Below are 24,285 nucleotides of genomic sequence, written 5' to 3' on the forward strand. Positions count from 1 at the left end.
GCACTACTCATGAGCGAATTCAAACGCATCCCTCCCGAGCAGGCCCTGGCGCTCAAGCAGGCAGGTGCGGTAGTGGTGGACATTCGCGACCCGCAGGCATTCGCCGCCGGCCATATCAGCGGTGCCCGACACCTGGACAATCAGTCGGTCCCGGATTTCATCCGCAGCGCCGACCTGGACGCCCCAACGTTGGTGGTGTGCTACCACGGCAACTCCAGCCAGAGCGCTGCGGCCTACCTGGTGAACCAGGGCTTTTCCGACGTGTACAGCATCGATGGCGGTTTTGAGCTGTGGCGTGCCACCTTCCCTGCAGAAACCGCCCAGGGCACCGCCGAATAATTTTTTCATAGTGACTGCAGCCCGCGCCCCGTGCGGGCTCGCGCCTAATCTGACGAACGGTCGTTCGCAACTTCTGCCTGCCCCGCCCTTGACCTTGCCGATAACCAACTATTCTTAAGCTCAGGCCATCCGGAAAAAGGGGAGAGCCGGTACACCGGCGTGCGGGTCATCGGTAGCGTTACAGGGTGTTCTGGGGGGTACACAGCAGCCGGGGAAATTCGGTTGCATGCCAGCATCAGCTGACTGATCCGGCGTCGTCTCTACGTATCGAGCGAGGTGACGTCATGAGTATTTTTAGCCACTTCCAACAACGCTTCGAGTCCACGCGCCAGGAAGAACTCTCGCTGCAGGAGTACCTCGAGCTGTGCAAAGAGGATCGCAGTGCCTACGCATCGGCGGCCGAACGCCTGTTGCTGGCAATCGGTGAACCCGAGCTGATCGACACCTCTGCCAACTCCAGGCTGTCGCGTATATTTTCCAACAAAGTCATTCGGCGCTACCCGGCCTTTGCCGACTTCCATGGCATGGAAGAGTGCATCGACCAGATCGTCTCTTATTTCCGCCACGCCGCCCAGGGCCTGGAGGAGAAGAAACAGATCCTCTACCTGTTGGGCCCGGTTGGCGGCGGTAAATCGTCCCTGGCCGAAAAGCTCAAGCAGCTGATGGAGCGGGTACCGTTCTATGCCATCAAGGGGTCGCCTGTATTCGAATCCCCCCTGGGGCTGTTCAACGCCACTGAAGACGGGGCCATTCTCGAGGAAGAGTACGGCATCTCGCGGCGATACCTGAGCACCATCATGTCCCCCTGGGCCACCAAGCGCCTGCAGGAGTTTGGCGGCGACATCAGCAAGTTCAAGGTGGTCAAGCTGTACCCCTCTATCCTCAACCAGATCGCCATCGCCAAGACCGAACCGGGCGATGAGAACAACCAGGATATCTCTGCGCTGGTGGGTAAGGTGGATATCCGCAAGCTCGAGGAATTCCCGCAGAACGACGCCGATGCCTACAGCTACTCGGGCGCGCTGTGCCGGGCCAACCAGGGCCTGATGGAGTTTGTGGAAATGTTCAAGGCACCGATCAAGGTGCTGCACCCCCTGCTTACCGCTACCCAGGAAGGTAACTACAACAGTACCGAAGGCCTGGGGGCGATCCCCTACTCCGGCATTCTGCTGGCCCACTCCAACGAATCGGAGTGGCACACGTTCCGCAACAACAAGAACAACGAGGCCTTCATCGACCGTATCTACATCGTCAAGGTGCCGTACTGCCTGCGCGTCAGCGATGAGATCAGGATCTACGACAAGTTGCTGGTCAACAGCTCGCTGTCCAAGGCCCACTGCGCACCCGACACCTTGAAGATGCTCGCCCAATTCACCGTCCTTTCGCGCCTCAAGGAACCGGACAACTCGAACATCTACTCCAAGATGCGCGTGTACGACGGTGAAAACCTCAAGGACACCGACCCCAAGGCCAAGTCCATTCAGGAGTACCGCGATTCGGCCGGTGTCGACGAGGGCATGAACGGCCTGTCCACCCGGTTTGCCTTCAAGATCCTGTCCAAGGTCTTCAACTTTGACCCGCACGAAGTAGCCGCCAACCCAGTACACCTGTTGTATGTGCTGGAACAGCAGATCGAACAGGAACAGTTCCCCGCCGAAGTGCGTGAGCGCTACCTGCGTTACCTGAAGGAATACCTGGCCCCTCGCTATATCGAGTTCATTGGCAAGGAAATCCAGACGGCCTACCTGGAGTCGTACAGCGAATACGGGCAGAACATCTTCGATCGCTATGTCCTCTACGCCGACTTCTGGATCCAGGACCAGGAATACCGCGACCCGGAAACCGGTGAAATCCTCAACCGCATTGCCCTTAACGAAGAACTGGAAAAAATCGAGAAACCTGCCGGCATCAGCAACCCGAAGGACTTCCGCAACGAGATCGTCAACTTCGTGCTGCGCGCCCGCGCCAACAACAACGGCAAGAACCCGAGCTGGCTCAGCTATGAAAAGCTGCGGGTGGTGATCGAGAAGAAAATGTTCTCCAACACCGAAGATCTGCTGCCCGTCATCAGCTTCAATGCCAAGGCCAGCAAGGAGGACCAACAGAAACACAACGATTTCGTCACGCGGATGGTGGAGCGTGGCTACACCGACAAGCAGGTTCGCCTGCTGTCGGAATGGTACCTGCGTGTAAGGAAATCGCAATAGAGCACCAAGCTGTGAGCTGCAAGCTGCAAGCTGTTCGCCGTACGGTTCAGTACCGACGCAATAGCTTGCAGCAGCGCTGCCTGCTCTTTCTTGAAGCTTGCAGCTTGAAGCTTGTAGCTCGCGGGCTTGTAGCTCCGCGCTGCATCCAGTCACCGGAGGGACCATGAGCTACGTTATCGACCGACGCCTGAACGGCAAGAACAAGAGCACGGTCAACCGCCAGCGTTTCTTGCGGCGGTACCGCGATCACATCAAGAAAGCCGTCGAAGAGGCGGTGAGCCGCCGCTCGATCATGGACATGGAGCACGGCGAACAGATCAGTATTCCGGGGCGCGATATCGATGAACCGGTGCTGCACCACGGGCGTGGTGGCAAGCAGACCATCGTGCACCCTGGCAACAAGGAATTCACCGCCGGTGAACACATCGCCCGGCCTCAGGGTGGCGGCGGCGGGGGTGGCCGGGGCAAGGCCGGCAACTCGGGTGACGGCATGGACGACTTCGTCTTCCAGATCACCCAGGAAGAGTTTCTGGAATTCATGTTCGAAGACCTGGAGCTGCCGAACCTGGTCAAACGTCACATCACCGGGGCCGACACCTTCAAAACTGTGCGCGCAGGCGTGGCCAGTGAAGGCAACCCCTCACGCATCAACATCGTGCGCACACTGCGTTCGGCCCACGCCCGGCGCATTGCCCTGACCGGTAGCAGCCGTGCCCTGCTGCGCGAGGCGCAAAAGGAGCTCGAGCGCCTGCGGGTGGAAGAGCCTGACAATTTCACTGATATACAGGAGGTCGAGCAGGAAATCGTTCGTCTCAAGGCGCGCATCAACCGCCTGCCGTTTCTTGATACGTTCGACCTCAAGTACAACCTGCTGATCAAGCAACCCAACCCCAGCTCCAAAGCTGTGATGTTCTGCCTGATGGATGTCTCCGGCTCGATGACGCAAGCCACCAAGGACATCGCCAAGCGCTTTTTCATTCTTTTGTACCTGTTTCTGAAACGTAACTACGACCGTATCGAGGTCGTGTTCATCCGCCACCACACCAGCGCACGCGAAGTGGATGAAGAAGAATTCTTCTACAGTCGCGAAACCGGCGGCACCATCGTTTCCAGCGCACTCAAGCTGATGCAGGAGATCATGGCCGAGCGCTACCCGGCCAGTGACTGGAACATCTACGCCGCCCAGGCGTCGGATGGCGACAACTGGAATGACGATTCACCTATCTGCCGGGATATCCTGACCAAGCAGATCATGCCCCATGTGCAGTACTACACGTATGTCGAGATCACCCCGCGTGAGCACCAGGCGCTATGGTACGAATACGAGCGCATCGGCGATGCATTCCCAGACACCTTTGCCCAGCAACAGTTGGTATCGGCCGGCGATATCTACCCGGTCTTCCGTGAACTCTTCCAGCGCAGGTTAGCCACATGACCGCCAGAGCACAGAGACGCCAGCCCATTTCCACCGGGTCAGAGTGGACATTCGAACTGATCCAGAACTACGACCGGGAAATCGGCCGCCTGGCCGAGCGCTACGCCCTGGATACGTACCCCAACCAGATCGAGGTCATTACCGCCGAGCAGATGATGGATGCCTATGCATCCGTCGGCATGCCTCTGGGCTATCACCACTGGTCGTACGGCAAGCAGTTTCTCAGCACCGAAAAATCCTATACCCGTGGGCAGATGGGCCTGGCCTACGAGATCGTGATCAACTCCGACCCCTGCATCGCCTACCTGATGGAAGAAAACACCATGTGCATGCAGGCACTGGTCATTGCCCACGCCTGTTATGGCCACAACAGCTTCTTCAAGGGTAACTACCTGTTCCGCACCTGGACCGACGCCAGTTCGATCATCGACTACCTGGTTTTTGCCAAGCAGTACATTGCCCAATGCGAAGAGCGTCACGGCATCGACGCGGTAGAAGACCTGATCGACTCATGCCATGCCCTGATGAACTACGGCGTGGACCGTTACAAGCGGCCCTACCCTATTTCCGCCGAAGAAGAGCGGCGCCGCCAAAAGGACCGCGAAGAACACCTTCAGCGGCAGATCAACGACCTGTGGCGCACCATCCCCAAGAGTGCCGAAAAGGGCAGCGATCGCGATGACGCTCGCTTCCCCGCCGAACCTCAGGAAAACATCCTCTACTTCATCGAGAAAAACGCGCCACTGCTGGAGCCCTGGCAGCGAGAAGTGGTGCGTATCGTGCGCAAAATCGCCCAGTACTTCTACCCGCAACGCCAGACGCAAGTCATGAACGAAGGGTGGGCTACATTCTGGCACTACACCCTCATGAACGACCTCTATGACGAAGGGTTGATCACTGAAGGGTTCATGATGGAATTTCTGCAGTCCCACACCAGTGTGGTGTTCCAGCCAGGCTTCGACAGCCCGTACTACAGCGGCATTAACCCCTACGCACTCGGGTTTGCCATGTACACCGACATCCGCAGGATATGCGAGCACCCCACTGAAGAAGATCGCCGCTGGTTCCCCGACATTGCCGGCAGTGACTGGCTCGCTACCATCAAGTTCGCCATGAGCAGCTTCAAGGACGAAAGCTTCATTCTTCAGTACCTGTCACCCAAGGTCATGCGTGACTTGAAGCTGTTCAGCATCCTCGATGATGACCAGCGCGACGACCTGCTGGTGCCGGCCATTCATGACGAAGCGGGCTACCGTGTCATTCGCGAGCAACTAGCTGCCCAGTACAATTTGGGCAACCGTGAACCCAACGTGCAGATCTGGAGTGTGGACCGTCGTGGCGACCGTTCACTTACCCTGCGTCATCAGCAGCACAACCGCAAACCACTAGGGGACTCCACCGAAGAAGTGCTCAAGCACCTGCATCGGTTGTGGGGCTTTGATATCCATCTCGAAACCGTGCAGGGCGACAAAGTGATGAAGACCCACCACATGCCGCCGCGAGGCGACCACGCCGAAGGGGCTGACTACGGCCGCATGGACCTGGCGGTGGTCCACCACCTGTAACCCCACGCCATGGTTGCCGACGGGTTATCCTGTCGGCATTCATGGAGAGTTGTACATGCACATTTACAAAGTCGGCGGCGCAGTACGCGACCGCCTGCTCGGCCTTCCTGTCAGCGATACCGACTGGCTGGTGGTTGGCGCAACCGTCGAAGACATGCACGCCAAAGGCTATCGCCCGGTTGGCACAGACTTCCCCGTCTTCGTGGACCCACGTACCGGCGATGAATACGCCCTGGCCCGTACCGAGCGCAAAAGCGGTCGGGGCTACGGCGGCTTCACCTTCTACGCCAGCCCCGACGTCACCCTTGAAGAAGACCTGATCCGCCGCGACCTGACCATCAACGCCATGGCCGAAGACGAGCACGGCAAGGTCTATGACCCCTACCACGGCCAGGATGATCTCGAAAAGCGCCTGCTCCGCCATGTCTCGCCGGCCTTTGCCGAGGACCCGCTGCGCGTGTTGCGTGTGGCCCGCTTTGCCGCCCGCTACGCACCCATGGGTTTCCGCATTGCCGACGACACCCTGTCGTTGATGCAGCAGATCAGTGCTTCAGGTGAGTTGCAGGCACTGACCGCCGAGCGCAGCTGGAAGGAGATCCAGCGGGCACTGATGGAGGCGCAGCCACAGGTGTTCTTCCAGGTGCTAGACGCCTGCCAGGCACTCGAACAGATGATGCCAGAGCTTCACCGAGGGCCTTTGTGCCTGGCCGCACTCCAACAGGCGGCGGCCCATGACCAGCCCCTGCACGTGCGCTGGGCGTGCCTGCTGGGCAGGCTGGCGCCAGAGCAGGTCAAGGCGGTGAACAAGCGCCTCAAGGCCCCCAGGGAATGTCAGGAGCTAGCCCAGCTGACCAGCCAATGCCTGACGCTGGCAGACCGCGCACTGGAGTTGCCTGCCACTGGCCTATTGGAGCTGCTACAGCGGTTTGACGTGTACCGGCGCCCCCAGCGTTTCGAGGACTTCATCGCCGCCTGCGAAATGACGGCCTTGGGCGATGGAAAAGCCGCTTACCCTCAGGCCGATCACCTGCGCAGCGCAGCAGCTGCAGCCAGAGCGGTGAATGCGCAGCCCCTCGTGCAGGCTGGCCTTACAGGCCAAGCGCTCGGCGAAGCCCTGAAGGCCGAAAGACTAAAAGCCCTGCAACCGTAGGCGCGAGCACAGCGCACGATGCGCAACCCAGGCGGCGCCATCCGCATGCCTGCCGATCAAGCTGGCGTCAACTGCACCCCATGCCACTCGAATGCAACAGGCGCCAGCACCTGATCGATCTGCGCTTCTTGCCAGAGCTGCCCCATGGGCTTGCCCACCCCCGGGTGCACCAGCTCCGGGGCCAGCAGCGCAAGGGGCCACAACACAAAGGCGTTTTTCAGGATTTCAGCACGCGGTAGCACCAGCCCATCGAAATTGCCGTGCAGGTCGTCATACATCAGCACATCGATATCCAGCGGCAAGCCCTTGCGATCCGGGGCGTAGCGGCCATTGTCGGCTTCGATGAACTTGAGACGGCGGTCCAGTTCGATCAGCGGCAATGTGGTCTGCCCGGTCACCACGAAATTGATGAACGGCCCGCTCTTGATACCCACCGGCTGGCTCTCGAACACAGGCGAGCACCGCATGCCGGTAAGAATGGCGGCCAGCGCATCAAGCCCGGCACACAGGTGCGCATGGCGGTCGATGTTACTGCCCAGGCCCAGGTAAACCGTGCTTACAGACATCCGCGCTCGATCTCCACGCCAACACCGCCACGGGCTGCCGGAACGGCGCCTGGCTTGGTCAGCTTCAGCCGCACCCAAGGGATGTTGAACTCATGCATCAGCACCGCTACCAGGCGCTCGGCGAAGGTTTCCACCAACTCGAAGCGCGCCTGCTCGGCAAAGGCCTGGATCCGCGCCGAGACGCTGGCGTAGTCCAGTGCCAGGCTCAGGTCGTCGCCGGCAGCCGCCGGGCGGTTGTCCCAGCCGAAGCTGAGGTCCAGGCGCAAGCACTGGCGAATATCCCGCTCCCAGTCATAGGCACCAATAACGGTATCGACTTCCAGGCCTTCGATGAACACTCTGTCCAAGCACTTCTCTCCACAGCACGACAAGGGCGACGGGCGCCGTTAGAATCAGGGCGTCCTCGCCCGGAATAGTTAGCATGTTTTGGTTACTGGCGTTACTCGCCTACCTGCTTGGCTCGCTGTCCTTTGCCATTGTTCTCAGCCGCCTTGCGGGCAGCCCGGACCCTCGTTCCAGTGGCTCGGGCAATGCCGGCGCCACCAACATGCTACGCCTTGCAGGGCGCAAGATGGCGATCCTGACCTTGCTCGGCGACCTGTGCAAGGGCCTGCTGCCAGTACTTGTCGCCCGCGCTGCCGGCCTAGACCTGCAGGCGCAGGCCTGGATAGGCATTTGTGCAGTGCTGGGCCACCTGTTTCCGCTGTACTTCCGCTTCCACGGCGGCAAGGGCGTTGCAACAGCTGCCGGCATGCTCATGGGTCTGTACTTCCCGGCGGCGCTGCTGGCCATCTGTACCTGGCTGCTCACCCTCTACCTTACCCGTACCAGCTCGCTTGCGGCACTGATTGCAACCCCGCTGACCCTGCCATTGCTGGCCTGGCGCCAGCCCGAGGCGCTGCTGCCCATGACCGTACTGACAATACTGATCGTGTGGCGGCACCGCAGTAACCTGCGCGACCTGTTTGCCGGCCGCGAGCGGCATTTTTAACACTCACTGCGGCCAAACCTTACAGCGGGGGCAACTGCTCCATGGGCCAGCGGGCCTGCACGCTGATTGCCAGGTCCTGCTGTTGACCGGCCAGAAGCCGCTGGCAACCCGCATACGCGATCATCGCGCCATTGTCGGTACAGAATTGCGGACGCGCGTAATAGACGTTGCCTTTGATGCTGGCGAGCATGTCCTCGAGCGAGGCACGCAGGGCCTTGTTGGCGCTGACACCACCGGCAATGACCAGGCGCTTGAGGCCGGTTTGCTTGAGTGCCCGCTTGCACTTGATGGTCAGCGTCTCCACCACCGCCTGCTGGAACGCCAGGGACACGTCGCAACGGGTTTGCTCGTTGTCGTCCCCCGCATTGCGGCACTGCTGCCAGGTGTTCAGGGCGAAGGTCTTCAAGCCGCTGAAGCTGAACTCCAGGCCTGGGCGGTCCGTCATCGGCCGCGGGAATACAAAGCGCCCAGGCGTGCCGCGCTCGGCAAGGCGAGCGATTTCCGGGCCACCGGGGTAGTTGAGGCCAATCAGCTTGGCCGTCTTGTCGAACGCCTCGCCCGCCGCATCGTCAAGGCTCTCGCCCAGCAACTGATACTGGCCGATGCCATCGACACGCACCAACTGGGTGTGGCCGCCGGAAACCAGCAAGGCGACGAACGGAAACTCAGGCGGGCTCGCCTCCAGCATGGGTGCCAGCAGGTGGCCTTCCATGTGGTGCACGCCGATGGCCGGCACACCCCAGGCAAACGCCAGCGCCTGAGCACACGACGCACCGACCAGCAGCGCACCCACCAGGCCAGGGCCAGCGGTGTAGGCAATGGCGTCGATATCGGTGGCCGCGCAGCCTGCATCGCCCAATACCTGGCGGATCAGCGGCAGCATGCGCTTGACGTGGTCGCGCGAAGCAAGCTCCGGTACAACGCCGCCAAACACACGGTGCAGGTCGATCTGGCTGAACAGCGCATCGGCCAGCAGGCCGCGTTCGCTGTCGTATAATGCGACGCCAGTCTCGTCGCAGGATGTTTCCAATCCCAGTACTAGCATGGGCTCGTCCCTTGTGGGGGCTGAATTCGAAGCCGCGCATGATAGTCCCCGTGTTGGATGCCGACCAGCGGTTTTCGATCAGAGGCTTTGCATTCCGGCGTGCTAAGGGTTAACATCCGCAACCCTTGAAAACCGACGTTCTCCAGCACACCTTTGTTTTGCCAGGAGCGCGTCTACCCCGGTAATGAATTAAGGTAGCCCTGGATGCCAGCCGTCAAAGTTAAAGAGAACGAACCCTTCGACGTAGCTCTGCGTCGTTTCAAGCGCTCCTGCGAAAAAGCCGGTGTACTGGCTGAAGTTCGTAGCCGCGAGTTTTACGAAAAGCCGACTGCAGAACGCAAGCGCAAGGCAGCTGCTGCTGTCAAGCGTCACGCCAAGAAAGTTCAGCGCGAACAGCGCCGCGCCGTTCGTCTGTACTAATACAGGCGTTCAACGCAAAGCTTCTGCCCTGCCCGGCTAACCGCCGGGCGATGGCAGTGGTCGTTTTACACTTGAGCAACTCGCTCAAGGCCCCTGCACACGCTTCACTCACCGTGCTGCGGGCAACCTGCCTTTAACGTCAGAGCTGGTCATCTTTGTTGTAGACCAGACGTGCACGTCCGACTGACGGGTCCTTTGGGCCGGCGACGAGCACACCTTCCCTCGCATTACTCCAAGCCGCACTCGCCACATTCGGCGTGTGAGCGATTAGACTTGCCAGTTGCCAGATTGACGAGACTGCCATGGCCGGGCTGATTCCCCAAAGCTTCATTGACGACCTGATCAACCGCCTCGACATCGTCGATGTGGTGAGCTCACGCGTGCAACTGAAAAAGGCCGGCAAGAACTACTCGGCCTGCTGCCCGTTCCACAAGGAAAAAACCCCGTCCTTCACGGTCAGCCCCGACAAGCAGTTCTACTACTGCTTCGGCTGTGGTGCCGGTGGCAACGCCCTTGGCTTCGTCATGGACCACGACAACCTGGATTTTCCCCAGGCCGTGGAAGAGCTCGCCCGCGCCGCCGGCATGGAAGTACCCCGCGAGCAAGGCCGGCGTGACCACAAACCACGCCAGCCAACCGATTCGCCGTTGTACCCGCTGCTGGACGCCGCCTCGGAGTTCTACCGCCAGGCGCTGCGCAGTCACCCAACCCGCAAGGCTGCTGTGGACTACCTCAAGGGCCGCGGCCTGTCCGGCGAAGTGGCCCGCGACTTTGGCCTGGGCTTCGCGCCACCGGGCTGGGACAACCTGCTCAAGCACCTGGGCGCCGACACCCTGCAGCAAAAGGTCATGATCGATGCCGGGCTGCTGATCGAGAACGCTGAAAGCGGCAAGCGTTACGACCGTTTCCGCGACCGGGTGATGTTCCCCATTCGCGACAGCCGCGGCCGTATCATCGCCTTCGGTGGCCGGGTGCTGGGCGACGACAAGCCCAAATACCTGAACTCCCCGGAAACGCCTGTGTTCCACAAGGGCCAGGAGCTGTACGGGCTGTATGAAGCACGCAAGCACAACCGCAACCTCGACGAGATCATCGTGGTGGAGGGCTACATGGACGTCATCGCCCTGGCCCAGCAAGGCCTGCGCAATGCCGTGGCCACGCTGGGCACCGCCACCAGCGAAGAACACCTCAAGCGCCTGTTCAGGGTGGTGCCCAGCGTATTGTTCTGTTTCGACGGCGACCAGGCCGGGCGTAAAGCGGCCTGGCGCGCCCTCGAATCGACCCTGTCGAACCTGCAGGATGGGCGCCGTGCGCGCTTCCTGTTTCTGCCCGAAGGCGAGGACCCAGATAGCCTGGTGCGGGCAGAAGGCACAGATGCGTTCAAGGCGCGCATCAACCAGCACGCCCAGCCGCTGGCTGACTATTTCTTCGAGCAATTGAGCCTGGAAGCAGACCCGCGCTCGCTCGAGGGCAAAGCGCACATGGCGACGCTGGCCGCACCGTTGATCGAAAAAATCCCGGGTGCCAACCTGCGCCAACTGATGCGCAACCGCCTCAGGGAGATCACCGGGCTGGACCTGCAGCAGGTCGAGCAACTGGCCCAGCAGGCACCGCCCCCCAGCAGCGCACCGGACTACGACCCCGGCTACGATTACGATGCCATGGTCAGCTATACCGCCGATTACGGCGACATGCCGCAACCGGACTACGCTGGCGCCCATCAGGAGCAGGCGTGGACGCCGAAAAAAAGCGCAGGCAAGAAGCCCTGGGACAAGAACCGCAAAGGTGGCAAGCCTTGGCAGCGCGACGAGGCGCCGCCACGCGTACCGGCGCCGGTAGAGCCGCCCACACTGGCCGCCCTGCGCACACTGCTGCACCACCCGCTGCTGGCAGGCAAAGTTGAAGACGCCAGCCATTTTGCCGATGAAGAACACCTGTACAGCCAGCTGCTGGTGGCATTGATCGAAGCCGCACAGAAAAATCCTGGGCTAAGCTCAATGCAGTTGATCGCACGCTGGCACGGCACCGAACAAGGCCGCCTGCTACGGGCGCTGGCAGAAAAGGAATGGCTGATCGTGGCCGACAGCCTTGAACAACAGTTTTTCGACACCATTACTAGCTTGTCCGCCCGCCAACGCGAGCGCAGCCTGGAACAACTGCTCAGGAAATCACGTCAAAGCGAATTGACCAGCGAGGAAAAAACCCAGCTTCTCGCCCTGCTGAGCCGTAATGTTCCCGCACAAACGCCGACCTCATCTGGCGCGTGAGGCCCATGCTCGGGTATAATCCTCGGCTTGTTTTTTGCCCGCCAAGACCTTCAGTGGATAGGGTGTTATGTCCGGAAAAGCGCAACAGCAGTCTCGTATCAAAGAGTTGATCACCCGCGGTCGTGAGCAGGGCTACCTGACTTACGCGGAGGTCAACGACCACCTGCCCGAGGATATTTCAGATCCGGAGCAGGTGGAAGACATCATCCGCATGATCAACGACATGGGGATCAACGTATTCGAGAGTGCTCCGGATGCGGATGCCCTTCTGTTGGCGGAAGCCGACACCGACGAAGCCGCGGCCGAAGAAGCCGCTGCTGCGTTGGCGGCAGTTGAGACCGATATTGGCCGCACGACCGACCCGGTGCGCATGTACATGCGTGAAATGGGTACCGTCGAGCTGCTGACCCGTGAAGGCGAAATCGAAATCGCCAAGCGTATCGAGGAAGGCATCCGTGAAGTCATGGGCGCCATCGCTCACTTCCCGGGTACTGTCGACTACATCCTCGGCGAATACGACCGCGTCACCACCGAAGGTGGCCGCCTGTCGGACGTTCTCAGCGGTTACATCGACCCTGACGACAATATCGCCGCGCCTACCGAAGAAGTCCCTGTTCCAGGCGCCAAGGCTGCCGCGACCAAGGAAGAATCGGAAGACGAAGAGGAAGAGTCCGACAGCGACGACGAGGAAGAGACCGAGAGCGGTCCAGACCCGGAAGTCGCGCGTCAGCGCTTTGGGGCCGTCTCCGACCAGCTTCAGGTCACCAACAAGGTGGTCAAGAAGCACGGTCGTGCCCACAAGGAAAGCGTCGCAGCGCTGCAGGCACTGGCCGATCTGTTCATGCCGATCAAACTGGTCCCCAAGCAGTTCGAAGTGCTGGTCGAGCGTGTTCGCGATGCCCTGAGCCGCCTGCGTCAGCAGGAACGCGCCATCATGCAGCTGTGCGTGCGTGATGCCCGCATGCCTCGTGCCGACTTCCTGCGCATGTTCCCAAGCAACGAAACCGACCAGACCTGGAGCGGTGACCTTGCCAAGCGCAACACCAAATGGGCTGCCGCCCTGGGTGAAAAGGACGCGGCCATCGTCGCCTGCCAGCAGAAGCTGATCGACCTTGAAAACGAAAGCGGCCTGACCGTTGCCGAGATCAAGGAAATCAACCGTCGCATGTCCATCGGCGAAGCCAAAGCTCGCCGCGCCAAGAAAGAAATGGTCGAGGCGAACCTGCGTCTGGTGATCTCCATCGCCAAGAAGTACACCAACCGTGGCCTGCAGTTCCTGGACCTGATCCAGGAGGGCAACATCGGCTTGATGAAAGCGGTGGACAAGTTCGAATACCGCCGTGGCTACAAGTTCTCCACCTACGCCACCTGGTGGATTCGTCAGGCGATTACCCGCTCCATCGCCGACCAGGCGCGCACCATCCGTATTCCGGTGCACATGATCGAGACGATCAACAAGCTCAACCGTATTTCCCGGCAGATGCTGCAGGAAATGGGTCGCGAACCGACCCCGGAAGAGCTGGGCGAGCGCATGGAAATGCCTGAGGACAAGATCCGCAAGGTATTGAAGATCGCCAAAGAGCCGATCTCCATGGAAACCCCGATCGGTGACGATGAAGATTCGCACCTGGGTGACTTCATCGAGGACTCGACCATGCAGTCCCCGATCGACGTTGCCACGGTCGAAAGCCTCAAGGAAGCCACCCGTGACGTGCTCTCGGGCCTGACCGCACGCGAAGCCAAGGTGCTGCGCATGCGCTTCGGTATCGACATGAACACCGACCACACCCTCGAAGAGGTGGGCAAGCAGTTTGATGTGACCCGTGAGCGGATCCGTCAGATCGAAGCGAAGGCGCTGCGCAAGCTTCGCCACCCCACCCGCAGCGAGCACCTGCGCTCCTTCCTCGACGAGTGACGGCGTAGCGTTAACGTATTGGGGCCGCTTTTGCGGCCCCAATTGCGTCTGCGGCAAAGCAAAAGGCCACCAGCGCATCGGCGCGCGCAAGGCCCTGTAACCCTTAAAAAAACTCCCCTTCCCAAGCCTACGCTCGCGGCATTGGCCGTCTACACTCGTTTCAGAACTTCTGAATGTGAGGCCGCTATGCCCCTGATGCCGGCCAACCTGGTGCTGTACGGCTTACCCACGGTACTGTTGCTGATGATGGTGCTGGCCGTTGTCATGCGTATCAATCGGCGCCTCAGCTCGGAAATTTCCCGCCGTATCGCCCTGGAACAGGAGCTGCGCAGCAGCGAGTACCACTACCGCGGCCTGGTCGAAAGCCTGTCGGCTATTGCCTGGGAGGCGGACGCCAACGACTTCACCTTCAGTTATGTGTCCCCTCACGCCGAAAACCTGCTCGGCTACCCACTGAGCGACTGGCTCAAGCCCGGTTTCTGGCGCAGCATTCTGCACGCCGACGACGCTCTCTGGGCTCAGGCCTATTGCGACAGCGAGACTGCGGCAGGGCGAGACCACAGCCTGGACTACCGGGTTATACGCGCCGACGGCCAGCCGCTGTGGGTGCGCAATATCGTCAGCATGATCAAACACGGCCACCAGCCCGTCATACGCGGCCTGATGATCGACATCAGCGAAACCAAGCGCACCGAAGATGCCCTGCGCTTGTCCGAGCAGAAGTTTGCCTCGGTGTTTCAACAATGCCCGGACATCCTGCTGATCGCACGCCACAGCGATGGCTGCCTGCTGGAAGTGAACGAAGCGTTCGAAGAACAGATTGGCCTTACGCCAGGCGAAGTGATAGGCCGTACGGCGACCGAACTCAACCTCTGGGCCGTGGCAGGTACAGGCCCACTGCTGCTCGACCGCCTGCACCAGGGCGGTATCCGCAACCTGGAGATGAGCTTCCGCCGCAGCAATGGCCAGTTGTTCACAGGCCTTACCTCCGCAGAAACCTTCGAGCTGGACGGTACGCCCGCGCTGGTGGTGGCCGTGCGAGACATCAGCCAGCTCAAGGAAACCCAGGAACAGCTGCAAACCTCTGAGGAGAAGTTCGCCAAAGCCTTCCACGCGTCCCCAGACGGCCTGCTGTTGTCGCGCCAAAGCGATGGCCTGCTGCTGGAAGTGAACGAAGGTTTCTGCCGGCTTACCGGTTACGCACTCAACCCGACCATTGACCAGACTTCGCTCGACCTGGGCATCTGGGTAGACCTGAACGAGCGTAAACGCCTGCTTGCCCGGCTAAACCAGGACGGGTTCGTGCGCGACTTCACCTGCCACATACGCCGCAGCGACGGGCAGATCCGGCTGTGTGAGCTGTCTGCACGCCCGCTGCCGATTGCCGGCACCGACTGCATGTTGACCATCGCCCGCGACATCACCGAACGCCACCTGATGCAGGAAAAACTGCAACTGGCGGCCACGGTGTTCGAGAACACCGCCGAGGGCGTGCTGATCACCGACATTGACCAGCGCATCAGTGCGGTCAACCGCGCCTTCAGTGAAATCACTGGCTACAGTGAAATCGAGGCCCTGGGCCAAACCCCTCGCCTGCTCGCGTCCGGTCAGCATGACAGTGCGTTCTACGCGGCCTTGTGGCATCAGCTGACCGCCGAGGGCCACTGGCAAGGCGAGATCTACAACAAGCGCAAGAACGGTGAGTTTTACCCCAGCTGGCTCACCATCAGCGCCGTGCGCAACACAGACCGGGACATCACCCACTTCGTTGCGGTATTTGCCGACATTTCCAGTATCAAGCACGCCCAGGCCAAGCTGGACTATCAAGCGCACCACGACCCGCTAACCGGCCTGCCCAACCGCGCCCTGTTCGAGAACCGCCTGCAAGCCGTGCTCACCTGTGCGCAGGTGTCCAACCGCCAGGGCGCAGTGCTGTTCCTCGACCTCGACCGTTTCAAGCACATCAACGACAGCCTTGGCCACCCCGTGGGTGACCTGTTGCTCAAGGGTATCGCCCAACGCCTGAAGGAGCAGGTGCGTGACGTGGACACCGTCGCCCGCCTGGGTGGCGACGAGTTCATCATCCTGTTGCCCGGCCTGCACAAGCCAAGCGACGCCAGCTCCATCGCCAACAAGCTGCTGGCCTGCTTCAGCGCGCCATTCCAGGCTGGCGAGCACGAGTTCTTCACCAGTGCCAGCATCGGCATCAGCCTTTATCCACAGGACGGCACTGATGTTGCCACCCTGATCCGCAACGCCGACGCCGCCATGTACCGGTCCAAGGCCAAAGGTCGCAACCGGGTCGAAGCCTACACCTGCGACCTCACAGCCCAGGCCAGCGAACGCATCGCCCTGGAGCACGAGTTGCGGCGAGCCATCGAGCGCAACGAGATGAGCCTGTGTTTTCAGCCCAAACTCAGCCTGCAAACCCAGACCCTGGTCGGCGCAGAAGCCTTGATCCGCTGGAGCCACCCGACCTTTGGCGAAGTGCCCCCGGAGCACTTCATTCACCTGGCAGAAGAAAACGGCACCATCCTGCAAATTGGCGATTGGGTACTGGAGCAGGCCTGCCGGCAGATGCAGGCCTGGAAACAACGCTACGAGCCTTTCGGCCCGCTGTCCATCAACCTGGCCGGCGCCCAGCTGCGCCAACCCCACCTGGCGCGCCGCATCGAGGCGCTGCTCAAACAGCACCAGCTCAAGGCTGGCGACCTGCAACTGGAAATCACCGAGAACTTCATCATGAGCCAGGCCGAAGAGGCCCTGGCCGTGCTGCACCAGTTGAAAAGGCTCGGCGTACAACTGGCCATCGATGACTTCGGCACCGGCTATTCGTCGCTCAGCTACCTCAAGCGCCTGCCGCTGGACATCCTGAAAATCGACAAATCGTTTATTCGCGGCCTGCCAGACGACCCCCACGACGCCGCCATCGCCCGCGCAATCATCGCCCTGGGCCGCAGCATGCAGCTCACCATCATCGCCGAAGGCGTGGAAAACCAGGCCCAACAACGTTTCCTGGCAGCCGAGGGCTGCGAGCAGATCCAGGGCTACATCGTCAGCCTGCCGCTGATGCCTGACGAGTTCGCCGCCACGTTCCTTCGCATAGCACTATCGGATCTTTCAGATGGCACTGGTGCGCAACCCTCGTTATAATCCCGGCCTCCTACTGAGGGCCTATAGCTCAGTTGGTTAGAGCAGAGGACTCATAATCCTTTGGTCCACGGTTCGAGTCCGTGTGGGCCCACCAAATCAAAAGCCGCGCACTGCGCGGCTTTCTGTTTTCTAAAGTGGTGGCCTCACAATAACTGGCGGCCACCCTCGTCAGACGCGCTCATCTATCTGGAAAGCCCAGCTTGAGCATTAGACAGTGAGCCAAATATCAGGGTTTATCGGCTCACCAGATGAGCCGAATAGGCTCCCTAATCGGCTCACAGATGACCGCCGTCATCAACATCCCGCTCTGGATCTGGCAGGACGTACTTCAGCTGGTAAGCCGTAGCGCTTGCCCATCCGCCGCTGCGCGCGCAGTCAGGCTCAGGAACGTTTGTTGGGGATGCTCGGCACGCTGGCACTGATACCGAAGTGCAGAGCAGCCTGGATGCCATTCTACACACAGGCTCCGCTTGCCCTGCCAGCTACCCGGTCACTACGCTACGCCAAAACCCCAGAGGCTCACCATGCCAGACTCCCGCCCCTTTATGCTGGACGAAATCGACCGCCAGCTCATCGCCCTGCTGCAGCTCAATGCCCGCGAAAGCGTCGCCACCCTCGCCCGCCACCTGGGTATCGCCCGCACCACCGTGAATTCGCGGCTGGAGCGGCTGGAGAAGAACAAGGTCATCACCGGCTATGGCGTGCGCCTGGGGCAGCGGGTGATGGGCGGGGGGCTGCAGGCCTATGTGGGCATCAAGGTACAACCGCGCTCGGGCAAGGACGTGGTCAAGCGCCTGAGTGCCATGGCCCAGATTCAGCAGCTGTGTGCAGTGAGCGGTGAATTCGATTACGTGGCTTGGCTGCAGACCGATTCGCCTGAGCAGCTAGACCAGTTGCTTGACCAGATCGGCAGCCTGGACGGGGTGGAGAAAACCACCACGTCGATCATTCTCAGCAGCAAGGTCGAGCGCGGGCAGCCGGTTTAACCCGCTCGCTGGCGCTGCTTCAGAACGTGATCGTCAAACTCTATGAATAATTCGCTGTTTCGACGAAAACAAAGACAAAAAGACAACACTCTGCACCTTAATAACGACCACCCCACCTCCTAAAATGACCTCCAGCCCCCCTATACTCAGGCTTCGCCCCCTCGCGCAGCCGCTCTGGCAAGGTCCACTTCATGAACAAGAAAAACCGCCACCCCGCCGACGGCAAACAACCCGTCACCATCTTCGGCCCGGACTTTCCGTTCGCTTTCGATGACTGGCTGGAGCACCCTGCGGGCCTGGGCAGCATTCCGCCTGAGCGTCACGGCGAAGAAGTCGCCATCATCGGCGCAGGCATCGCCGGCCTGGTAGCGGCCTACGAATTGATGAAGCTGGGGCTCAAGCCTGTGGTATACGAGGCATCGAAATTGGGCGGGCGCTTGCGCTCCCAGGCGTTCAACGGCACCGACGGCATCGTCGCTGAACTGGGCGGCATGCGCTTCCCGGTATCGTCCACGGCGTTCTACCACTATGTGGACAAGCTCGGGCTGGAAACCAAACCTTTTCCCAACCCGCTGACAGCAGCCTCAGGCAGCACCGTGATCGACCTGGAAGGCCAGACCTACTACGCCGAAAGCGTTGCCGACCTGCCCAAACTGTTTCACGAAGTGGCAGATGCCTGGGCCGATGCGCTGGAGAGCGGGGCCCAGTTCGCCGACATTCAGCAGGCTATCCGCGACCGCGATGTGCCGCGCCTGAAAGCGCTGTGGAACAAACTGGTGCCACTGTGGGATGACCGCACGTTCTACGATTTTGTCGCCACCTCACGCTCGTTTGCCAAACTGAGCTTCCTGCACCGCGAGGTGTTTGGGCAGGTGGGCTTTGGCACCGGGGGGTGGGACTCTGACTTCCCCAACTCGATGCTGGAAATTTTCCGCGTGGTGATGACCAACTGCGACGACCACCAGCACCTCATCGTGGGCGGCGTGGAGCAAGTCCCCCAAGGCATCTGGCGCCATCAGCCAGAGCAATGTGCGCACTGGCCACAGGGCACCAGCCTGAGTTCACTGCATGGCGGTGCACCGAGCACCGGGGTCAGGCGCATCGCCCGGGCGGCCGACGGGCGTCTGGCGGTCACCGACACCTGGGGAGGCACACGCCACTATGGTGCGGTCCTGACAACCTGCCAGACCTGGCTGCTGACCACCCAGATCGACTGCGAAGAGTCGCTGTTTTCGCAGAAGATGTGGATGGCCCTGGACCGCACCCGCTACATGCAGTCTTCGAAGACCTTCGTCATGGTCGATCGGCCGTTCTGGAAGGACAAGGACCCGGAAACCGGTCGCGACCTGCTGAGCATGACCCTGACCGACCGCCTGACCCGGGGTACCTACCTGTTCGACAACGGTGATGACAAACCGGGGGTGATCTGCCTGTCCTACGCCTGGATGAGCGACGCCTTGAAAATGCTGCCGCACCCTGTGGAAAAACGCGTGCAGCTGGCGCTCGATGCGTTGAAGAAGATCTACCCGAAAACAGACATTGCCGGCCATATCATCGGCGACCCGATCACCATCTCGTGGGAAGCCGACCCGTACTTCCTCGGCGCCTTCAAGGGTGCACTGCCGGGCCACTACCGTTACAACCAGCGCATGTATGCGCACTTCATGCAACAGCACCTGCCCGCCGAGCAGCGCGGCATCTTCATTGCCGGCGACGACGTGTCGTGGACACCGGCCTGGGTGGAGGGCGCCGTGCAGACGTCGCTGAATGCGGTATGGGGTATCATCAACCACTTTGGTGGCAGCACCCACCCCGACAACCCCGGCCCGGGCGATGTGTTCGACGAGATCGGCCCCATCGCCCTGGCCGACTGACCCAGGAGGCGCCATGCACATCGCGCTGTTCCAAGGCACGCCCAGGCCGCTGGATGTGCCCGGCAACCTGCAGCGACTGCGCCAGCAGGCCAGGCTGGCTGCCGAACAGGGCGCCGGCCTGCTGGTGTGCCCGGAAATGTTCCTCACCGGCTACAACATCGGCGCCGCGCAGGTGCAACGCCTGGCCGAGACCGAGGATGGCCCGTCGGCCATGCGCGTGGTCGAGATCGCCCAGGCGTACCGCATCGCCATTGCCTACGGCTACCCGGAGCGAGGGGATGACGGGGCGGTCTACAACAGCGTGCAGCTGGTCGACGCCCAGGGTCGAAGCCTGAGCAACTACCGCAAAACCCACCTCTTCGGCGAACTTGACCGGGCCATGTTCAGCCAGGGGCCCGACCACTTTCCGGTTGTCGAGCTAAACGGCTGGAAGGTCGGCCTGCTGATCTGCTACGACATCGAGTTCCCGGAAAACGCACGCCGGCTGGCGCTGAGCGGTGCCGAGCTGATCCTGGTGCCGACGGCTAACATGGCCCCCTACGACTTCACCTGCCAGGTCACCGTGCGCGCCCGGGCGCAGGAAAACCAGTGTTACCTGGTCTATGCCAACTACTGTGGCTCGGAGGGCGACATTCACTACTGCGGGCAGAGCAGCATCGTTGCGCCGGACGGCAGCCTGCTGGCCATGGCCGGCCACGACGAGTGCCTGCTGACAGCGCAGCTGGAGTATGACCGGCTGATCCAGGGGCGTGAAGCGTTCCCCTACCTGCGTGACCTGCGCCAGGAGCTGCACCGGCGCCATGCCTGACGCAATTCGGCATGTCACCCTGGCCAACGGCCTGCAACTGCGCCTGCGCCACGCCCCCCGGCTGAAGCGTGCGGCGGCGGCGATACGGGTGCATGCGGGTAACCATGATGCGCCGGGCAAGTGGCCAGGGCTGGCGCACTTTCTGGAGCATCTGTTCTTCCTGGGTACGCCGCAGTTTCCGCTGGAAGACGGCCTGATGCGCTACGTGCAAGGCGTGGGTGGGCAGGTCAATGCCAGCACCCGCGAGCGCACCACCGACTACTTTTTCGAAACCCCGCCTGCTGCGCTGGCCGGTGGGCTGGTGCGGCTATGCCAGATGCTCGCCGAACCCGACCTTGGGGTTGCACGACAGCACCAGGAACGTGAGGTGATTCACGCCGAATTCATTGCCTGGTCGCGCAACCCGGCGGCGCAACAACAGTACGCCCTGCTGCAGTCGGTAGCATCGCACCACCCCCTGGGGGCTTTTCATGCCGGGAACCGCTATACGCTGCCAGTGCAGAATGTAGCTTTTCAGCAGGCGCTTGCAGGCTTTCACCAGCGTTACTATCAGGGCGGCCAGACCGTACTGGCCCTCTGCGGCCCCCAGCCGCTGGACGAGCTGGAGCAGCTGGGCAGGCAGCAGGGGCAGCGGTTTGCCAAAGGCGAGCGTGTGGAGCAGCCCCAGCCTGCGGCACTGGCGGCAAGTACGCACCCGCTGCTGTTCAGCCTGAACGCACTGCCAGAGGGGGCCGAGCAGGCCCTGGCACTGCTCACGGCCTGCCTCGGCGATAGCCGCCCCGGCACCTGGCTGGATGCGCTGCGCCAGCGCGGCTGGTTGCAGGGGTTCAATACCCAAACGTTGTATGGGTTTGGCGGGCAGTTGTTGTGGCATATCGACCTGAAACTGACCGCCGCCGCTCGCCGGGATGAAGCCACTGCACTGTTGCATGGCTGGTTCGGCTTCATTCGAGGGGCAGGCCTGGAGGCGCTCAACCAGGGTTTCGGCCTGCTGCAGCAAAGCCGTGAACGCAGTGCGGGGGCACTGGAGCTGGCCCAGCGGGACAGCACTGGCCAGCCGTTCGCGCCGCTGGATACCCAAGGTAAGCGAGCCTTTGAAGCACTGCTCGCGGCATTGCCGAGTGGCAGGCATGGCCGATGGCAGCTACCACCGCCGGAGCCATTGCTGAGCGCAGGCTGGGCACAAAACCAAACCCAGCGGTTGCCCGGTTCCCTGCATGTGACCGAAGTACTGCCCTCCACGCGGCAATATGCTGCACTCTACCTGCGCTGGAAGGTGCCAAGGGAGCTGCTTCAGCCTTTGTATCCGGTTCTTGAGCGCGCACTGGCACCCTTACAGGAGCGCTGCGACCGAGCCTCGGTGCAATTGCGCCTGGCCAGCGTGGGCGACCACCTGCAACTGCGTTGTACCGGGCTGCCGGCAGCCGTGGTTTATGCAACCGAGCACGCGTTGATGGCACTGCTACACCCCCCCGCCGATTGCTGGCAGCCGCCCATCACGGCGACGTTGCCATTGATGCCTATACGCGCCTTGCTTGAGCAACTGCCAGCCGCCGTGCAGGGGGCCGCGCGTGTGGCGGCCAGCGAAGGCTCACGTACTCAGTTACACCTCGACGCGTTATGGCAGCAGGCAACCTGGCACGGCCTGGCCGTGGGGTTCGAGCCGGCCGCCCACAGTGCCATGGCCGCAGCGCTGCAGCAGTGCCCGGGCCAGGGCTCGGCCCCGGCGCCGCTGGCCCCTTGGGCCGCGCGACGCTGGCACCCGGTGCAGGTCCCAGGCAGTGAGCACGCCCTGCTGCTGTTCTGCCGGTTGCCTGCGGCCAGCGAAGCAGCCGGCCGCCTGCTGGCCCAGCTGCTGCAGGGGCCGGTGTACCAGCGCCTACGGGTAGAGCTGCAACTGGGCTATGCCGTCTTCAGTGCCTTCCGCCAGGTGGAGGGGGCATACGGCCTGCTGTTTGGCGTGCAGTCGCCCCATGCCAGGCCGGCCGATGTTCTGGGGCACCTGATGGAGGTATTGAAAGGTGGCGTAACGCTGACGCCGAGCAGTCGCCAGGCCCTCGCAGCGCAGTTCGACGAAGCGGTCATGGTCAATGCCGAGGTCGCCGAATGGGCCTGGCAGACACACCTCGCTACACAACCCGTCAAGCTGGAAGCGTTGCCCAAGGCTATTCTGAAGGTGCGGCAGTCGGATCTGGACCAACTGCTAAGCGACCTGCTCAGCGCAGATTGCCCCTGGCTCTGTTTGGCCAACGCTGCCGCGCCACCCTCCCCCTGGCAGTGGGGTGAGTGATTGTTACGCAATATGCAACGGCACTTTTCAGATAATTAACCTTTCGGTACATAATTATCTTGTAAGATAGCGCAATCCGCGCTCAGGGAACCTCCTGCCCACGGCGGTACCCAAGTAGTAGCTGAGCCATCCGTAACCCCTTCCGAAGGAGTAATCCCATGTGGACCAAACCTGCATACACTGACCTGCGTATCGGCTTCGAAGTCACCATGTACTTCGCCAACCGCTAAGCCAGGCTTACGGTTTCACGCCTCGGCCTGCCGGGGCGTTTTCGTTTTTCCGACACGGTTTTCTGCACAGTAAAGAGAGTGCCCATGCATATCCAGGTTCTCGGCTCGGCCGCCGGTGGCGGGTTCCCGCAGTGGAACTGCAACTGCGTCAACTGCAAGGGCTTGCGCGACGGCACCCTGCGCGCCACAGCCCGCACCCAATCCTCCATTGCGCTATCCGACGACGGCGTGCACTGGGTATTGTGCAACGCCTCGCCCGACGTCCGTGCGCAACTCCAGGCCTTCGCGCCCATGCAGCCGGCCCGCGCCCTGCGCGACACCGGGGTCAACGCCATCATCCTGCTGGACAGCCAGATCGACCACACCACCGGCCTGCTCAGCCTGCGCGAGGGCTGCCCGCACCAGGTGTGGTGCACCGACATGGTCCACCAAGACCTCACCACCGGGTTTCCGCTGTTCAACATGCTCAGCCACTGGAACGGCGGCCTGCAATGGAACCGCATAGCGCTCGAAGGCAGCTTCGTTGTCGAGGCCTGCCCCAACTTGCGCTTTACCCCCTTCCCGCTACGCAGCGCCGCGCCGCCCTACTCGCCCCACCGCTTCGACCCGCACCCTGGGGATAACCTCGGCCTCTTGGTGGAGGACACGCGTACTGGCGGCAAGCTGTTCTACGCACCGGGCCTGGGGCAGGTTGACGACAACCTGCTGGCGATGATGCAGGGCGCCGACTGCCTGCTGGTAGACGGCACCCTGTGGGAAGACGACGAGATGCAGCGCCGGGGCGTGGGCACGCGCACAGGCCGCGAAATGGGCCACCTGGCGCAGAATGGCAGCGGTGGCATGCTCGAAGTGCTGGACGCCTTCCCGCGTCAACGCAAGGTGCTTATCCACATCAACAACACCAACCCGATTCTCGACGAGGACTCACCCGAGCGCGCCGAGGTGGTGCGCCGTGGCGTGGAAGTCGCCTTCGACGGCATGAGCATCGAGTTGTAACGCACCATGAGGCGCCACTCACCTTCACCCGTGGGCCGAGACGCCGCT

The 24,285-nt window shown here is 61.6% G+C and carries 18 protein-coding genes, 1 tRNA gene and 1 pseudogene; 17 read left to right on the forward strand and 3 right to left on the reverse strand.

The features are described from left to right. Window positions 1–9 precede the first annotated feature (9 nt). The 5 genes from glpE to IAE36_RS09820 all read left to right on the forward strand — a co-directional run bounded on the left by glpE (window position 10) and on the right by IAE36_RS09820 (window position 6,696). Window positions 10–339 carry a thiosulfate sulfurtransferase GlpE gene (gene glpE, locus IAE36_RS09800; protein WP_201212089.1) on the forward strand — a complete coding sequence of 110 codons (330 nt, stop codon included), beginning with the start codon at window positions 10–12 and terminating at the stop codon, window positions 337–339. A gap of 284 nt (window positions 340–623) precedes the next feature. Next, window positions 624–2,546 (forward strand): PrkA family serine protein kinase, encoded by a 1,923-nt coding sequence (locus IAE36_RS09805; protein ID WP_028633544.1) that lies wholly within the window; start codon window positions 624–626, stop codon window positions 2,544–2,546. 163 nt (window positions 2,547–2,709) lie between these two features. Beyond that, window positions 2,710–3,981, forward strand: coding sequence for a YeaH/YhbH family protein (locus IAE36_RS09810; protein WP_060482870.1), 1,272 nt, complete (start codon window positions 2,710–2,712; stop codon window positions 3,979–3,981). After that, entirely contained in the window at window positions 3,978–5,546 is a 1,569-nt protein-coding gene (locus IAE36_RS09815) for a SpoVR family protein (RefSeq protein ID WP_201162083.1), read from the forward strand. The genes IAE36_RS09810 and IAE36_RS09815 overlap by 4 nt, the downstream gene beginning before the upstream one ends. Window positions 5,547–5,601: 55 nt before the next feature. Beyond that, window positions 5,602–6,696, forward strand: a complete 1,095-nt coding sequence (locus tag IAE36_RS09820; RefSeq protein WP_201212091.1) for a multifunctional CCA addition/repair protein — start codon at window positions 5,602–5,604, stop codon at window positions 6,694–6,696. Between the two features lie 56 nt (window positions 6,697–6,752). On the opposite strand, the gene folK is transcribed toward IAE36_RS09820, so the two are convergent. Together folK and folB are read right to left on the reverse strand one after the other, a co-directional pair. Continuing rightward, the gene (folK, locus tag IAE36_RS09825; protein WP_201212093.1) at window positions 6,753–7,262 is read right to left on the reverse strand and encodes a 2-amino-4-hydroxy-6-hydroxymethyldihydropteridine diphosphokinase; all 510 of its coding nucleotides are present in this window, start codon (window positions 7,260–7,262) and stop codon (window positions 6,753–6,755) included. Continuing rightward, on the reverse strand, window positions 7,253–7,609 hold the full coding sequence (gene folB / locus IAE36_RS09830) for a dihydroneopterin aldolase (protein WP_201212095.1): 357 nt from the start codon (window positions 7,607–7,609) through the stop codon (window positions 7,253–7,255). Before folB ends, folK begins: the two co-directional genes overlap by 10 nt. A gap of 74 nt (window positions 7,610–7,683) precedes the next feature. On the opposite strand from folB, the gene plsY reads away from it, so the two are divergent. Beyond that, window positions 7,684–8,253, forward strand: a complete 570-nt coding sequence (gene plsY, locus IAE36_RS09835) for a glycerol-3-phosphate 1-O-acyltransferase PlsY (RefSeq protein WP_201212097.1) — start codon at window positions 7,684–7,686, stop codon at window positions 8,251–8,253. Window positions 8,254–8,272: 19 nt separating this feature from the next. On the opposite strand, the gene tsaD is transcribed toward plsY, so the two are convergent. Continuing rightward, window positions 8,273–9,298 (reverse strand): tRNA (adenosine(37)-N6)-threonylcarbamoyltransferase complex transferase subunit TsaD, encoded by a 1,026-nt coding sequence (gene tsaD, locus IAE36_RS09840; protein WP_028633551.1) that lies wholly within the window; start codon window positions 9,296–9,298, stop codon window positions 8,273–8,275. 204 nt (window positions 9,299–9,502) lie between these two features. On the opposite strand from tsaD, the gene rpsU reads away from it, so the two are divergent. From rpsU to pqqB, 11 genes and pseudogenes are all read left to right on the forward strand, one after another. Further along, window positions 9,503–9,718 carry a 30S ribosomal protein S21 gene (rpsU, locus tag IAE36_RS09845; RefSeq protein WP_003255575.1) on the forward strand — a complete coding sequence of 72 codons (216 nt, stop codon included), beginning with the start codon at window positions 9,503–9,505 and terminating at the stop codon, window positions 9,716–9,718. A 302-nt stretch (window positions 9,719–10,020) separates the two neighbouring features. Then, window positions 10,021–11,985, forward strand: coding sequence for a DNA primase (dnaG, locus tag IAE36_RS09850; protein WP_201212099.1), 1,965 nt, complete (start codon window positions 10,021–10,023; stop codon window positions 11,983–11,985). 67 nt (window positions 11,986–12,052) lie between these two features. Further along, the gene (gene rpoD / locus IAE36_RS09855; RefSeq protein ID WP_201212101.1) at window positions 12,053–13,900 is read left to right on the forward strand and encodes an RNA polymerase sigma factor RpoD; all 1,848 of its coding nucleotides are present in this window, start codon (window positions 12,053–12,055) and stop codon (window positions 13,898–13,900) included. A gap of 201 nt (window positions 13,901–14,101) precedes the next feature. Further along, window positions 14,102–17,053 (forward strand): annotated as a pseudogene (locus IAE36_RS09860) (EAL domain-containing protein); the annotation flags it as partial. A 17-nt stretch (window positions 17,054–17,070) separates the two neighbouring features. Beyond that, a tRNA-Ile gene (locus IAE36_RS09865) sits at window positions 17,071–17,147 on the forward strand. A 430-nt stretch (window positions 17,148–17,577) separates the two neighbouring features. Continuing rightward, window positions 17,578–18,039, forward strand: a complete 462-nt coding sequence (locus IAE36_RS09870; protein WP_028633638.1) for an Lrp/AsnC family transcriptional regulator — start codon at window positions 17,578–17,580, stop codon at window positions 18,037–18,039. Window positions 18,040–18,230: 191 nt separating this feature from the next. Next, window positions 18,231–19,913 (forward strand): flavin monoamine oxidase family protein, encoded by a 1,683-nt coding sequence (locus tag IAE36_RS09875; RefSeq protein ID WP_028633639.1) that lies wholly within the window; start codon window positions 18,231–18,233, stop codon window positions 19,911–19,913. Window positions 19,914–19,926: 13 nt separating this feature from the next. Then, a complete protein-coding gene (locus tag IAE36_RS09880; RefSeq protein ID WP_201212103.1) occupies window positions 19,927–20,721 on the forward strand; it encodes a carbon-nitrogen hydrolase family protein in 795 nt (264 codons plus the stop codon). Further along, window positions 20,714–23,011, forward strand: a complete 2,298-nt coding sequence (gene pqqF, locus IAE36_RS09885; RefSeq protein ID WP_201212105.1) for a pyrroloquinoline quinone biosynthesis protein PqqF — start codon at window positions 20,714–20,716, stop codon at window positions 23,009–23,011. Before IAE36_RS09880 ends, pqqF begins: the two co-directional genes overlap by 8 nt. Window positions 23,012–23,169: 158 nt before the next feature. After that, on the forward strand, window positions 23,170–23,241 hold the full coding sequence (pqqA, locus tag IAE36_RS09890; RefSeq protein ID WP_003243383.1) for a pyrroloquinoline quinone precursor peptide PqqA: 72 nt from the start codon (window positions 23,170–23,172) through the stop codon (window positions 23,239–23,241). An 84-nt stretch (window positions 23,242–23,325) separates the two neighbouring features. Next, complete coding sequence (pqqB, locus tag IAE36_RS09895) at window positions 23,326–24,237, forward strand: pyrroloquinoline quinone biosynthesis protein PqqB (RefSeq protein ID WP_201212107.1); 912 nt, start codon at window positions 23,326–23,328, stop codon at window positions 24,235–24,237. Window positions 24,238–24,285: the final 48 nt, after the last annotated feature.

This window comes from Pseudomonas sp. S36, from assembly GCF_016647875.1.
Taxonomy (GTDB): Bacteria; Pseudomonadota; Gammaproteobacteria; order Pseudomonadales; family Pseudomonadaceae; genus Aquipseudomonas; species Aquipseudomonas parafulva.

Bases quoted from the DNA above. Each gene is read 5' to 3' on its own strand.
- glpE (WP_201212089.1), top strand. From the start codon at position 10: ATGAGCGAATTCAAACGCATCCCTCCCGAGCAGGCCCTGGCGCTCAAG.
- IAE36_RS09805 (WP_028633544.1), top strand. From the start codon at position 624: ATGAGTATTTTTAGCCACTTCCAACAACGCTTCGAGTCCACGCGCCAG.
- IAE36_RS09810 (WP_060482870.1), top strand. From the start codon at position 2,710: ATGAGCTACGTTATCGACCGACGCCTGAACGGCAAGAACAAGAGCACG.
- IAE36_RS09815 (WP_201162083.1), top strand. From the start codon at position 3,978: ATGACCGCCAGAGCACAGAGACGCCAGCCCATTTCCACCGGGTCAGAG.
- IAE36_RS09820 (WP_201212091.1), top strand. From the start codon at position 5,602: ATGCACATTTACAAAGTCGGCGGCGCAGTACGCGACCGCCTGCTCGGC.
- folK (WP_201212093.1), bottom strand. From the start codon at position 7,262: ATGTCTGTAAGCACGGTTTACCTGGGCCTGGGCAGTAACATCGACCGC.
- plsY (WP_201212097.1), top strand. From the start codon at position 7,684: ATGTTTTGGTTACTGGCGTTACTCGCCTACCTGCTTGGCTCGCTGTCC.
- tsaD (WP_028633551.1), bottom strand. From the start codon at position 9,298: ATGCTAGTACTGGGATTGGAAACATCCTGCGACGAGACTGGCGTCGCA.
- rpsU (WP_003255575.1), top strand. From the start codon at position 9,503: ATGCCAGCCGTCAAAGTTAAAGAGAACGAACCCTTCGACGTAGCTCTG.
- dnaG (WP_201212099.1), top strand. From the start codon at position 10,021: ATGGCCGGGCTGATTCCCCAAAGCTTCATTGACGACCTGATCAACCGC.
- rpoD (WP_201212101.1), top strand. From the start codon at position 12,053: ATGTCCGGAAAAGCGCAACAGCAGTCTCGTATCAAAGAGTTGATCACC.
- IAE36_RS09870 (WP_028633638.1), top strand. From the start codon at position 17,578: ATGCCAGACTCCCGCCCCTTTATGCTGGACGAAATCGACCGCCAGCTC.
- IAE36_RS09875 (WP_028633639.1), top strand. From the start codon at position 18,231: ATGAACAAGAAAAACCGCCACCCCGCCGACGGCAAACAACCCGTCACC.
- IAE36_RS09880 (WP_201212103.1), top strand. From the start codon at position 19,927: ATGCACATCGCGCTGTTCCAAGGCACGCCCAGGCCGCTGGATGTGCCC.
- pqqF (WP_201212105.1), top strand. From the start codon at position 20,714: ATGCCTGACGCAATTCGGCATGTCACCCTGGCCAACGGCCTGCAACTG.
- pqqB (WP_201212107.1), top strand. From the start codon at position 23,326: ATGCATATCCAGGTTCTCGGCTCGGCCGCCGGTGGCGGGTTCCCGCAG.